This window comes from Plantibacter cousiniae (nom. nud.) (assembly GCF_977070315.1).
On the sequence record NZ_CDRVEU010000001.1, the window covers coordinates 14,078 to 27,099 of the forward strand.

The 13,022-nt window shown below is 58.0% G+C and carries 10 protein-coding genes and 2 pseudogenes; 7 read left to right on the forward strand and 5 right to left on the reverse strand.

Going from position 1 to position 13,022, the window contains the following annotated elements:
- Positions 1–28 precede the first annotated feature (28 nt).
- From ACW55A_RS00065 to ACW55A_RS00075, 3 genes are all read left to right on the forward strand, one after another.
- Complete coding sequence (locus ACW55A_RS00065; protein ID WP_003433812.1) at positions 29–370, forward strand: zinc ribbon domain-containing protein YjdM; 342 nt, start codon at positions 29–31, stop codon at positions 368–370.
- Between the two features lie 108 nt (positions 371–478).
- Complete coding sequence (locus tag ACW55A_RS00070; protein ID WP_003365768.1) at positions 479–910, forward strand: thiol-disulfide oxidoreductase DCC family protein; 432 nt, start codon at positions 479–481, stop codon at positions 908–910.
- Positions 911–1,178: 268 nt separating this feature from the next.
- Positions 1,179–2,387 (forward strand): sugar transporter, encoded by a 1,209-nt coding sequence (locus ACW55A_RS00075; RefSeq protein WP_499140163.1) that lies wholly within the window; start codon positions 1,179–1,181, stop codon positions 2,385–2,387.
- A gap of 66 nt (positions 2,388–2,453) precedes the next feature.
- Here the strand turns inward: ACW55A_RS00075 and pcsA are convergent, their stop codons facing one another.
- Both pcsA and ACW55A_RS00085 read right to left on the reverse strand, forming a co-directional pair.
- Entirely contained in the window at positions 2,454–3,173 is a 720-nt protein-coding gene (gene pcsA, locus ACW55A_RS00080; RefSeq protein ID WP_003433808.1) for a phosphatidylcholine synthase, read from the reverse strand.
- An 86-nt stretch (positions 3,174–3,259) separates the two neighbouring features.
- Positions 3,260–5,272, reverse strand: coding sequence for an alkaline phosphatase D family protein (locus tag ACW55A_RS00085; protein WP_096108033.1), 2,013 nt, complete (start codon positions 5,270–5,272; stop codon positions 3,260–3,262).
- A gap of 258 nt (positions 5,273–5,530) precedes the next feature.
- Between ACW55A_RS00085 and ACW55A_RS00090 the strand changes: the two are divergent.
- Together ACW55A_RS00090 and ACW55A_RS00095 are read left to right on the forward strand one after the other, a co-directional pair.
- Positions 5,531–5,860 (forward strand): annotated as a pseudogene (locus ACW55A_RS00090) (MCP four helix bundle domain-containing protein); the annotation flags it as partial.
- A 53-nt stretch (positions 5,861–5,913) separates the two neighbouring features.
- The gene (locus ACW55A_RS00095; protein ID WP_498810210.1) at positions 5,914–7,188 is read left to right on the forward strand and encodes a methyl-accepting chemotaxis protein; all 1,275 of its coding nucleotides are present in this window, start codon (positions 5,914–5,916) and stop codon (positions 7,186–7,188) included.
- An 8-nt stretch (positions 7,189–7,196) separates the two neighbouring features.
- Here the strand turns inward: ACW55A_RS00095 and ACW55A_RS00100 are convergent, their stop codons facing one another.
- Positions 7,197–7,634, reverse strand: a complete 438-nt coding sequence (locus tag ACW55A_RS00100; protein ID WP_455807942.1) for a GNAT family N-acetyltransferase — start codon at positions 7,632–7,634, stop codon at positions 7,197–7,199.
- An 81-nt stretch (positions 7,635–7,715) separates the two neighbouring features.
- On the reverse strand, positions 7,716–8,909 hold the full coding sequence (locus tag ACW55A_RS00105) for a GGDEF domain-containing protein (protein WP_498810212.1): 1,194 nt from the start codon (positions 8,907–8,909) through the stop codon (positions 7,716–7,718).
- 389 nt (positions 8,910–9,298) lie between these two features.
- Here ACW55A_RS00105 and gmd point away from each other — a divergent pair, with 389 nt between their 5' ends.
- Entirely contained in the window at positions 9,299–10,345 is a 1,047-nt protein-coding gene (gene gmd / locus ACW55A_RS00110; protein WP_003365756.1) for a GDP-mannose 4,6-dehydratase, read from the forward strand.
- Between the two features lie 77 nt (positions 10,346–10,422).
- On the opposite strand, the gene ACW55A_RS00115 is transcribed toward gmd, so the two are convergent.
- The gene (locus ACW55A_RS00115) at positions 10,423–11,382 is read right to left on the reverse strand and encodes a GDP-mannose 4,6-dehydratase (RefSeq protein WP_054080613.1); all 960 of its coding nucleotides are present in this window, start codon (positions 11,380–11,382) and stop codon (positions 10,423–10,425) included.
- Between the two features lie 317 nt (positions 11,383–11,699).
- Here ACW55A_RS00115 and ACW55A_RS00120 point away from each other — a divergent pair.
- Positions 11,700–12,956, forward strand: a pseudogene (locus ACW55A_RS00120) (methyl-accepting chemotaxis protein); the annotation flags it as partial.
- Positions 12,957–13,022: the final 66 nt, after the last annotated feature.

Sequence of the window (13,022 nt, forward strand, 5' to 3'; positions counted from 1 at the left end):
TTTTACCCTCCTCGATGCGAGAACCATTGTGAGCTTACCGTCCTGCCCGAAATGCAATTCCGAATACACCTACGAAGACGGCAGCCTGCTGATCTGCCCGGAATGCGCCCATGAATGGTCTGCCGACGCCGCTGGCGCCGATGCATCCGACGACGTGAAAGTCATCAAGGATTCAACGGGCAACGTGCTGCAGGACGGCGACACCGTCACGGTGATCAAGGACTTGAAAGTCAAAGGCTCCTCGCTGGTGGTCAAGGTCGGCACCAAGGTCAAGAACATCCGCCTGGTCGATGGCGACCATGACATCGATTGCAAGATCGACGGCATCGGCGCGATGAAACTGAAGTCGGAGTTCGTCCGCAAAGTTTGATTCTGTCGGGCAATGGCTTTAGCTTGAACGCCTCGCCGGTCCTTCGATTGGCGGGGCGTTCATGTTTCCGGGCGCGCCAGGGCTGTTTTTCCTGAACAGGTGAATACTGTGCCGAGTACCCCCGCCCCGTATCTGAAACCCGATGAATGTGTCGTGCTGTTTGATGGCGTCTGCAAACTGTGCAATGGCGTGGTTAAGTTTCTGATTCGCCATGATCCGCATCAGCGTCTGCGCTTGGCCGCCGTGCAGTCGGAGCAAGGGCAGGCATTGCTGAAGTGGGCCGGGCTGCCACTCGACGATTTTCATACCATCGCGGTCATCGTCAACAATCGGGTGTTCGTACGCTCGGATGCCTTTCTGCACATCATGGGGCTGTTGCCTGCGCCGTGGCCGCTGCTCAAAGTGCTGGGGATTTTTCCACGCTTTCTAAGGGACTGGGCCTACAACCGTATCGCGCTCAACCGATATCGCCTGTTCGGGCGCTATGATCACTGCCTGTTGCCGTCGCCTGAGGACCGGCAGCGCTTCCTTGACGGCTGACGACCGGCGGTCATTTGTAAAGTCTGTTATGAGTGCACGGGTTGTGATCCACTCTGGCGGTCCGTAGAATTCGTGTCATCTGGCTTCACTCCCCATATCCACAATAATCCACTTTGCACACTGCGCCCGATTCAGAAGGTCGAGCGGAGCGTTTTTGCGTTGGTTTTTCAGTGGGGCGAGCCGCCGTCTTCCATACAGGTGTCAGGCGTGCGTGTTCACGCGTGGCGATCGGCCTTCGGGTCGGAACATTTTCAGGGCGTTGTGATTCTTGATAACTTCACCTCCAAACGAGCAGGCAGGTAGCTGGCTTGGCGTATTCGCGCTGGCCTTGGCGGCCTTCATTTTCAATACCACCGAGTTCGTGCCGATCGGTCTGCTGAGTAACATCGGCCAGAGCTTCGAAATGACCCCGGCCCAGGTCGGGTTGATGCTCACGATCTATGCCTGGGTCGTGTCGCTGATGTCGTTGCCGATGATGCTGGCGACGCGCAACATCGAGCGCCGCAAGTTGCTGATGTTCGTGTTCGGCCTGTTTGTGGTCAGCCACGTGCTCTCGGCAATCTCCCCCAGCTTCGCGATCCTGCTGGTGAGTCGGGTCGGTATCGCCTTTGCACATGCGGTGTTCTGGTCGGTCACGGCGTCGCTGGCCGTGCGCATCGCGCCGCCTGGCAAGCAGGTCCAGGCGCTGGGCCTGCTGGCGACCGGTACGTCGCTGGCGATGGTGCTGGGTATTCCGCTGGGCCGCGTGCTGGGTGAAGCACTGGGCTGGCGGACTACCTTTCTGGGCATCGCCGGCATCGCTGCGCTGGTAGTCTTCCTGTTGGCTCGCGCGCTGCCTTTGCTGCCCAGCCAGAACTCCGGCTCGTTGCGCAGCCTGCCGATCCTGTTCAAGCGCCCACGGTTGATGGCTATCTACCTGCTGACGGCGATTGTGGTGACCGCTCATTTCACCGCCTACAGCTATATCGAGCCGTTCACTCAGACTGTGTCTCGACTCAGCGGCGAAATGACCACGATCCTGCTGCTGGTCTTTGGCGGTGCCGGGATCATGGGCTCGATCATCTTCAGCCTGTTCAGCGACCGCTTCCCGAACGGACTGTTGATCACCGCCATTGGTACGCTGACCGTTTGCCTGCTGATGCTGTTGCCCCTCTCCGGTGACGCCGTGACGCTCGGCACGCTGACCATTATCTGGGGCATTGCGATCATGTGCTTCGGCCTGACCCTGCAGGCGCGCGTGCTGTCGCTGGCACCCGATGCAACCGATGTGGCGATGGCGCTGTTCTCGGGCATCTTCAATATTGGTATTGGCGGCGGCGCGCTGCTCGGCAGTGTGGTCAGCAGCCATCTCGGGGTTGCCAATGTCGGTATCGTCGGCGGCCTGCTGGCCCTCGGCGGGCTGGGGTTCTGCTGCTATACAACGCATCACTTCGGCAAGGTCCGGCCAGCTGCCGAGATGCAGGCCGAGAGCAAATAGGTCGCGCATAAAAAAGCTCGCTGACCGCGCAATGCGTTCAGCGAGCTTTTTGGTCTGACTTGAGTGTCAGGCTTTAAGCCGACCCAGCCACTCCAGCGACGTTCTCCAGATACAAATCCCCAGGAAATACGCCGACATCGCCAGCCACAGCCCCATGACCACCGGGCCATTGTGCGGGTGGTTGATGATCAGCAGTGCGCTGGACAGCAACCATACGGTGGTCACAGCGATATTGATCGGCATAAAGCGGCGCACGCGGAACGGGTGCAGGAACTTCATGCGGGTCAGGGTCAGCAGCGCAAGAGCGATGATGGTGATGAACGTCAGCCAGGGCGCAGGTGACAGAATGTAGAGGCACAGTGCAACGACGTTCCAGGCAGCGGGGAAGCCCTGAAAGTAGTTGTCCTTGCTTTTCATGTCGACGTTGCAGAAGCAGAACAGCGACGAAACCAGAATGACCGAGACGCTCAGCAGCAGCGTGTAATCCGGTACCGGTATATAGCGGTAGATGAACAGTGCCGGGATGAACACGTAGGTCAGGTAGTCGATGACCAGATCCAGTACCGAGCCATCGAAGTGCGGCAGGACCGACGTGGTGTTGACCTTGCGAGCCAGTGAGCCGTCGACTCCATCCACGATCAGGGCCGCGCCCAGCCACAACAGGCAGGCTTTGGGTTCATTGTTGAACAAGGCAATGGTCGCCAGGAACGCAAGGACTACGCCGGTGGCGGTGAAGCCATGCGCCCCCCATGCGTTGAGTCTGGCTATGCGTTGATTGGTTATCACGGGGGCGCTCTCCAGGAAATAATGCTTGCCAGGGTGTGCCGCAACCTGACCGGTAGCAACTATCGACCCGGCAATTGCCGATAAGTTTAGCGGTGACTCTCCCTTGTTTTCCGGTTGTTTTCCATAAAGCCACGCTCTGGGTCAGATCGCTGGTCTCTGTATTCTTCCGGTTCGACGAAACAGGTAGGCGGGTCACCGTTGGCATTGAGTTGGTTGATCAGGGTCGGCTGGCCCTGTTCGTTGAACAGTACCTGCCCGACACCTGCCGAGTTCCATAAGCGTTCACCGGCCTTGCTGTGCTCGGGCGTGCGCGGAACAACCTTCATCAGGCGGCGCTTGGTGAACCAGTTAAGAGGTGAGCGGGGAGAGTATAACCAGCGATTCAGCCGATCAAAAGTGTCCAGCAGACGACGGGGGAATTCATTCTTGATACCACTGCTGGTGATTTGCCAGATATGAGGCCCGCCACTGCGCTGGCGAATCAGGATTTCGTAGACGAACGAGTAATGCACATCGCCCGACAGGATCACGTAATTGCCCGGTGTTCTGGAATGGCGAAAGATGTTCAGAATGACGTTGGCGGCGCCACGGTGCGCCATCCAGTTTTCCGCATCGACCAGCAACGGATAGCCGCACCAACTGAATATCCGTTGTATGGCCTCGATCAACTTGACGCCGAACACGGGGGCAGGTGAGACGATAATCGCTGATTTATGGTCGATCAGCTCCTGTTGCAGTTCACTGAGCGCTTCCCAGTCGAGCAGGCCGGACGGGTGGTTGAAGTTCGACTCGCTGCGCCAGCGCCGGGTGCGGGTATCCAGTACCACCAGTGCCGGGCTGGTGGGTAACACGTAATGCCATTGCTGAAACTTCAACAGCTGATCAATCAGCTGGTCCTGGGCCTGGCTGTCCAGCCAGTTGTCGTTCGACACGGCCTCGGTGCTCAGTGCGTGAGCCTGCCTGACCAGCCCGTTGAGCGCATCCGGGTTATTCCCCCAGCCCTGGCAAAGCAGATAGGCGAGCAGGGCGTTACCGATGATGCGTTTGGAGAATGGGTGGCCGTAAGCCGTTTGCTCCCAGTTCGCCGACAGGTTCCAGTCATCGGTGATGTCGTGGTCGTCGAAAATCATCATGCACGGCAGATGCGCCATCGCCCGCGCTACGCCGCCCAGGCCCTCGGCAAACGCCTCGACCACTTGCTGCTCCCTGGCGTAGCGTTCGACTTCCCCGTCTTCCAGCCGCGGCCTGCCGGGTTCGATCAGGGTCCAGGGCGTGGGTGACCAGACCAGCAGGTACATCGCCATGACTTCCGCCAGGGTAACCAGATGGTTATCCGCTGTGCTGCTGGTGAATACCGGCTTGCTGGTGCCGCCAAAAAAACGCTCGCGCAGCGTGTCGTTGCTTTTCAGGGCCGGCAGCAGGTCGGCACGCTGGTAATAGCTGGCCGGATGCGCATAGAGACGAGGGCTGTCATCGACGATGGCACCGTCGAGTCGCTCGTCGAACAACCCCAGCCGCTCGATCAGCACATGGATGGCGCGCAGCATCGGCCCGGCGACATCGTCGGCGTAGATCTGATCGCCGCTCATCATCAACAGCGCAGGGCGTTGCAGCGGCTCCTTGACGTCGGCCAGCAGGCGGTCCACGCACAGCAGACCCTCGGCCGCGCTGTGGTGCGGCTTGCGGCACGAGCCATGCAAAAGGTGATCAATGCTGCTGCGCACCACGAAGTTCGGGTAGCGGTTGCCCTCGTACAGCAGGTGCGGCGCCCACTCGGCAATGCCGCCTTCGCCTTCCACCAGCAGGTCGTACTCGATCCAGGTGTCGCGGGGCAGTTCGGCTTCCAGTTGCAGATCGATCAGGTGAATGAACGCTTGGCGCCCGACTGCGATGACCTGGCATTGCCGGTCGTCGAGTACGTAATCGTTGAAGCCCGCCGTGGGGGCATCGGTAGCGGCATGGCGCAGGCGCACTGTCAGGCGCAACGGACGAGACCCTGCCAGCCACAACACCAGGCGGCCGGCTTCCTGACGGCGCAACAGCGGGCCGGCAAGGATGGACGGTAAGGAAGTGAGTTGTTCGATGGAAGAAGCAGACATCCTGACTCATGACTCTGGCGGGACACAGGCGGGAATGGTAACGCAACGGGCCTGGAAAGTTCTTGTTACACCACGCGAGCGCGTGTTTCCGGACATTGCAGGCATGCGAGGCGGCCCGCTCGACCATGTCCGTATGAAGACTTTGTTAACCGTCTGCAGAGTGCGCTGAAAATGCCGATACATGACTATGCAACAGGCATCTGAATTCCATAAAGTTTTTATGGCGTTGTGCCATATTTGCTCATGAGGGTTTCAGCTATGAAATGGTTCTACAACGCGAGGCTGTCGGCCAAGCTTTTTATGTCTTTTGCGTTATGTGCGCTTTTCACCCTAGGGGTAGGCGTAATAGGCAGTCGCGGCATCAGTGCCTTGTCCGTCAGTCTGGATAACGTGTTTACCAACAGCCTGCTGTCGGTTACAAAAACCGGCGAGGTCAAGGCCTCGGTCATTGCTCAGAACCGTGATCTTTATCGTTTATTGGCCGCCATGGCAGGCAATGCCCCGCAAAGCGTCAAGGACGATATTCTCGCGAGCATGACCGTTAACAGGACTCAGGCTGAAAAAAGCTACGCCACCTACCGGGCTACGCCACCTACCGGGCTACGCCGCTTGACGATGACGAGCGCGCCGCCGGTGATCAGATGGACAGAGACTGGCCTGGCTATCAGGCACTCATCGAGCAGGCCAAAGGCACTGCCCTGTCCGGTGACATTGCGGGTGCGAGAGCGATCATCGACGGTGATGTACGCAGCGGTTACCTGAAGGTCATGGATCAGCTGACCACCATCGTCAACTCCAATAATCGTCAGGCGGGGGAGGCCGCTGTCGCTTCCGACCAGACACAGGACGCTGCGCAACGAAACCTGTACATCGGCATTGGTTTGTCATTCTTGGCCGCGTTTGTGATGGGTCTGTTCATAAGTCGCGCCATCAGCACGCCAATCAATACGGCAGTGACCAATGCCCGGCGAATTGCCAGCGGTGATCTGACCCTGCCGATTACCAGCCAATATCACGACGAAGCCGGCATGATGCTGGTTGCCCTGAGCGATATGCAGGACAACCTGAAAAGCACGATCGGGCAAATATCCAGCGCCGCCGACCAGTTGGCCTCGGCCGCTGAAGAGCTGAATGCGGTGACTGAAGAAAGCAGTCGCGGTCTGATCCGTCAGAACGATGAGATTCAGCAGGCCGCTACGGCGGTGAACGAGATGACCGCTGCGGTCGAAGAGGTCGCGCGTAACGCCATGTCGACGTCGGAAGCGTCCCGACAGACCAGCACCGACGCGGCTGCCGGTCGTGATCAGGCCCGTGATGCCGTGAATGCGATCAATACCGTCAGTGCCGAGATCAGCAGTTCGACCACGATGGTCGAAGAACTCGCCGGACGCGTTCGTGAGATCGGGCAGGTGCTGGACGTGATCCGTGGGATCGCCGAGCAGACCAACCTGCTGGCCCTCAACGCCGCCATCGAGGCTGCGCGTGCAGGCGAGCAGGGGCGCGGCTTCGCTGTGGTCGCGGACGAAGTACGGGCGCTGGCCGCTCGAACCCAGGCATCCACTGGCGAAATCGAAACCATGATCGGCAGTGTCCAGGCCAGTGCCGATCAGGCCGTGCGGGCCATGGGCAACAGCCGCACGCTGGCCAGCAACACGCAAACCCTGGCTGAGGCCACGGGGCAGTCGCTGGAGCGCATTGCGCAGAGCATCGCCGAGATCAACGACCGCAACATGTTGATTGCGACGGCCTCCGAAGAGCAGTCCCACGTTGCGCGCGAAGTGGATCGCAACCTGGTCAACATTCAGGACCTTTCCACCCAGACCGCCGCAGGTGCGCACCAGACCAGTGCTTCAAGCCAGGAGCTGTCGCGTCTGGCCATTTCCTTCAACAATCTGGTAGGCAAGTTCAAGGTCTGACGCAAGCATCAGGCCATTGTGTTCGGCAGGCGCTTCTGGAAAAAGAAGCGCTTGTTGCCAGGCGGATAGTCGTCAATCTGGCCGAACTCGGTGTAACCGTGGCGACGATAGAAGTCGGGGGCCTGGAAGTCGAAGGTGTCCAGCCAGATTCCCGTGCAGCCCTTTTCAACCGCCAGATCCTCGGCCATCTGCATCAGACGCGAGCCCATGCCTTGCCCACGGGCTTGTTCCGGCACGACCAGCAGCTCGATGAACAGCCACTCATAAAGAATACGAGCGTGCAGGCCGCCGAGGACTTCCCGGGTTTGATCATCGCGAATGAACATCGCCACTTTCCCGGACTTGCCGTCGCCCGCCTGCTCGGCGTTGAACCGTTTCAGTGGTTCCAGAATCGCCAGACGATCCTCTTCCGTAGGGTTGGTGTTGACGTCAATGTGAATGCTCATGCGATGGCTCCCAGCCTTGGTGTGCGCCGAGATTAAAGTGGCAGGGGCGTGGCGTAAAGCAGGATCCTGCGGTGTTTCATTTCACGCAAAGCACACGCAATTACGTCCGGCGCGCTTGGCCGCGTAGAGGGCATTGTCAGCCGCACCAATCAGGTTCTCGGCGCTGGTCAGGGGCGCTGTCGCACACGCCACGCCGAGGCTGATGGTGACCAGCGCGTTTTCGCCCAGCACCGGGTGCGGCAATTTAAGCTCGGCAACAGCGCTCTGCAGGGCCGCGGCCACTTCTCTGGCCTGCACGGCATCGCCGATCATCAGCACCAGAACCTCTTCGCCGCCGAACCGGAACGCCACAGCGCCATGCTCATGCGCGCTTTGCTGGATTTTCTGACAAAGCAATCTGAGGCAGGTATCGCCTTGCGGGTGCCCGTAGTTGTCGTTGTAGGATTTGAAGTGGTCGATGTCCAGCAGGATGGTCGCCACGTTCGCCGGCGTATTGCGAGCGTGCTCCCAGACGGAGGTCATCACTTCATCCTGGTAGTGTCGATTGAACAGCCGGGTCAGCCCATCGGTACGCGCGAACTCCATCAATTGCACTTGAAGCAGGCGCCCGCGGAGCGCAAACAGGTAGCTCATGCGGCTTGCCCGCTCCAGAAAGTAGGAGGCCATCAGCAGCAGTGCTACCGTCGAGACGAACAACACGGCGTTGGCCTGCCAGATCACGAAGTCGGCGAAGTCGGCAATGTAGGTAGTCACCAACTGGATGATCAGCATGCATGACATGGCGACAGCGGCATGACGCAACGGCAATTGCTGGATCATGGTGCAGTAGACCATGATCAACAGCATGCCGAGTTGATAAAAGATCTGATAAGGGCTGTCGCTGTGAATCATGACCAGCAATGGCATGAGCGAGCACACGACCGTGGCGAATGCAGCGATGGTTTCCATCGCCCAGCGCGTGGTAACGCGTTGAGCCAGTATCAATAGCGCGATAAACATCGGCGTCATCAGGCACAGACGGCCCACGGCTACATAGAAAAACACATCCCGCAGTATCAACCAGTCACTGATCAGGAACAGGTTGTAGATCAGACTGCCGCCAATCCCTACCGCCGTCAGGAACTCGCGCCGCGGTAGCCGGGTTTCTTCCTGATAGCGTTGCTCAAGAACACGGCTGAAGCGTAACGAGCCAACACCTGAAGTGATCGTCTGCTCGACCTCGGCAAGGAGTTGCGCATCGTCAAGATTGGGACGTTCAAGGGCAGAAACAAGCATGTGACACCGGGACATTAACATCGAGAGACATAGGACATCACAGGTGATGTCTTAGTGCCATCAATGTATCGTGTCACTCTCCCAAAGTCGACCGGTGGTGGCTGTTGCCTACGTGGGTAAAGCTTCTACTGTGTCCTGCACCTTAGATCATCGATGTCCTGGGGATTTTGCAGGAGGGCGGTGAGTTTCTCTTGGCGACACCCTCCGGCAGCCTAGGGGAGGCAGAGATGTCTGAAAAATGACTGCTTGCACTTCAGATCCCCATCTATAGTGGTCTTATGCTTCGACTCAAACAATGTGGGCTGCTTTCGAAGCAGGCGCGCCGGGATTCATGAATTTATCTCGGCATAATAAATGAAGCCAAGCGAACCCGGACCGAGCTCCTATTTATGAATACACCTGAAGAATCTGTAATTATCACGGGCATCACTGGCCAGGATGGCGCGTACTTGACTCAACTTCTGTTGGAGAAAGGGCATAAGGTTTACGGCACCTATCGCCGTACCAGCTCGGTCAATTTCTGGCGTCTCGAAGAGCTTGGCGTAGCCAGCCATCCGAATCTGCACCTTGTTGAACATGACCTGACTGATCTGAGTGCCAGCATTCGCTTGTTGCAAAAAGCCGAACCCACTCAGATTTACAACCTGGCGGCGCAGAGTTTTGTCGGCGTTTCCTTCGACCAACCGATAACGACTGCCGAAATTACCGGCTTGGGTGCAGTCAACCTGCTCGAAGCGATACGCATCGTGAACCCGAAGATACGCTTTTATCAGGCATCGACTTCCGAAATGTTCGGCAAGGTGCAAGAAGTCCCACAGGTCGAAAGCACGTCGTTCTATCCGCGCAGTCCTTATGGCGTCGCCAAGCTTTATGCGCACTGGATGACGGTCAACTATCGAGAGTCCTATGGGATTTTTGGCGCCAGCGGCATTTTGTTCAACCATGAGTCTCCGCTGCGCGGCAAAGAGTTTGTCACCCGCAAAATAACTGATTCTGCCGCACGCATTTCACTGGGTATGTCGCAACTTCTGGAGTTAGGCAATCTGGACGCCAAGCGTGACTGGGGGTTTGCCAAAGAGTATGTGGAAGGCATGTGGCGCATGTTGCAGGCCGACGAGCCCGACTCATTTGTACTGGCGACCCACAGATCCGAAACGGTTCGTGACTTTGTGGCCATGGCGTTCAAGGCTGTCGACATAGATCTGGAATGGAAAGGCAGCGCGGAGAACGAGCGGGGCATCAATGTGGCGACGGGCGAGACCCTCGTCCAGGTCAATCCCAGGTTCTACCGTCCCTCTGAAGTCGAGTTGCTGATAGGCAATCCTGAGAAAGCCAGGCAGGTGCTTGGTTGGGAGGCAAGTACTAACCTTGAGCAGCTTTGTCGGTTGATGGTGGACGCAGATCTGAAGCGTAATCAGCAAGGGACATCGTTCTGATCAACCCTTTCCATACTGTCCGACTCAAGCCTCGGGTGCTAACGGGTATAACGTCACTTGCACCGAGGCCTGATCGCTCAAACCATCTCAGCTACTTCATTGCGCCAGTAATTCAATAGCGTTGCCAGCGTATCCCGCAGCGTCGTAGTAGGCTCCCAGTCAGTCGCTCTGCGGATAGCGGAGTTATCGCCGAACGCGCTGGGTATATCGGACGGCCGCATTCTGTCAGGATCGTTGACCACCTCTATCGTGCTTGAGCTCAGTGCCGTGAGTTGGTTGAGTATGGCCTCGATACGTATGGGCTCGCCACGGCAAATATTCAGGCACCGAGCGTAGGTTTGCTGCGTGTCGGCCATTTTCAACAGGGCGATGTACGCATCGCACACATCACTGACATCGAGAAAGTCTCGCTCTGCTTGCAAATTTCCAACTTTTAATTGCGGTGCCTGCCTGCCTGCTTCTATCAAGGCAATCTGACGAGCAAATGAGGCCGTTGCAAAGTCAGCTGATTGCCCGGCGCCAATATGATTGAAAGGGCGTACGACGATACCCCTCTGTCCGCGACGAAAGTTTTCGTGGAAGGCCGTTTCAGCAGCAAGTTTGCTGGCGGCATACGGGTTCATAGGCCTGCATACGCTGTTTTCGTCGAGGGCAATACCCTGCTTGAATGCCTCGCCGTAGACCTCCGATGAGCTCACAAACAGCACAAATGCCTGTGGACTCTGGCGTTGCAATGCCTGCAGAAGGTTCATACTGCCCATGACATTGGTTTGCCAGGTCATCAAGGGGTCCTCGAAACTGGCGGGTACGTGAGTGATTGCAGCCAAATGTACAACATGAGTGAGGTTTGATCGGGACACCGCACGCTCTAAGCCAGAGGCATCGCGAATGTCGCAATGCAGCGATTCGGCGGCACAAGCGGACTCAGGAGACTCAGGGCTCACCAATGCAACTACATGATGTCCTGCCTGCTGTAGCTTGCGACACAGCATCTGCCCGACGAAACCGTTTGCACCAGTGATCAGAATGCGTTGCATCGTGTGGCCTCCTCGTGGGACGTGCTGCAAGTAAATGAGTTTAGCAAGGGCGGGTCGATCCGTTTGACCTGCTGCGCATGCCCTTTGTTTCGCCTCAAGGCGCTGTTCAGCAGCCTGACATATTCAAGGGTGTTTGCAGTTAAAGCCCGCACGCACCAAGACAACATAACCCAACCCATCCTGCCACCATCAGACGAAATGCCTTAATCCCGTCTACGCTTGTGTCGATATATACGTACAACCTCACTATGGGTGCCGTCATGTTCAACGCTCGCTTGAAAAAGGAATTACAGGCACAAAAGGCCGAGTTATCCATGTACCGACAGATGCAGAAAGGGATGGATGCGCAAATGGTCTGTCTGACTCTGGACGCCAGCCACCACATCGTCCACGCCAATGAAAACTTTCTCAATGCGCTTGGCTATTCGCTGGAGCAACTGCAGGGCAAGGATCTCGATCACTTGGTGCCTACTTACGTCAAACAGCTGGATTGCTACCGCAGTCTCAAAGTGGCGGTGCAGAAGGGCGAGTCGGTCATCGACAGGTACCGTTTTCTGCATGCCGATGGCCGGCTGGTGTGGATTCGCGCCCTCTGGCAGCCAGTGCTGGATGAGCAAGGCAGGCTGATGACGTTGCAATGCTACGGTTCGGACATCACCCAGATCGTCGAAACGGCTGCCGAGAACTCCGCGTTCATCCAGGCGCTGTTACGCTCGACCGCCGTGATCGAGTTCGACCTCAGCGGCCAGGTATTGACCGCCAACGATCAGTTCCTGCGCGGCATGGGTTATAACCTGGCGCAGATCAAGGGCAAGCATCACAGCATCTTCTGCGATCCTGCGGAAACCTCTCAGGCGTCGTACCGGGAATTCTGGGCGATGCTCAACCGTGGCGAGTTCGTGGCCGGGCGCTTCAAGCGTCTCGACAGCAACGGGCGTGAGGTCTGGCTGGAAGCAACCTACAACCCGGTCCACGATGCTCAGGGCAAACTTTACAAGGTGGTCAAGTTCGCCACGATGGTGACCGACCAGGTGGCCCGCGAAGAAGAAGTCAGTCAGGCCGCCAGCGTGGCGTTTGAAATCTCCCAGCAGACCGACGTCAGCGCCCAGCGCGGCGCGGACGTGGTGCAAAACACTGTAAAGACCATGCGCAAGATCTCCGAAGAGATGCAGTCAGCCTCCTCGGGCATCGAAGCGCTGGGCAAGCAGTCATTGCTGATCAATTCCATCGTGCAGACCATTGGCGGCATCGCCCAGCAGACCAACCTGCTGGCGCTCAACGCTGCCATCGAGGCCGCACGTGCCGGTGAGCAGGGCCGGGGCTTTGCCGTGGTGGCTGACGAAGTCCGCCAACTGGCAGGCCGCACCAGCGCCGCAACCGAAGAAATCGTCAGCGTCGTGCAGCAAAACCAGTCGCTGGCCGATGAGGCAGTGCGCGGCATGGCCAACAGCCGCACCCAAGCGGAGCAGGGCCTGGTGCTGGCCAACGAGGCCGGTGCCGTGATCGTCGAGATTCAGGAAGGAGCCAAACAGGTGGTGGGTGCCGTGGGGCGGTTTGCCAATCAGTTGAAGTAGTCTTTCTGGTTTCGCGGACTCTGTGGTGTGTTGTGCGGTGTGGAAATGGCCGGTCCTTGCAGTCTG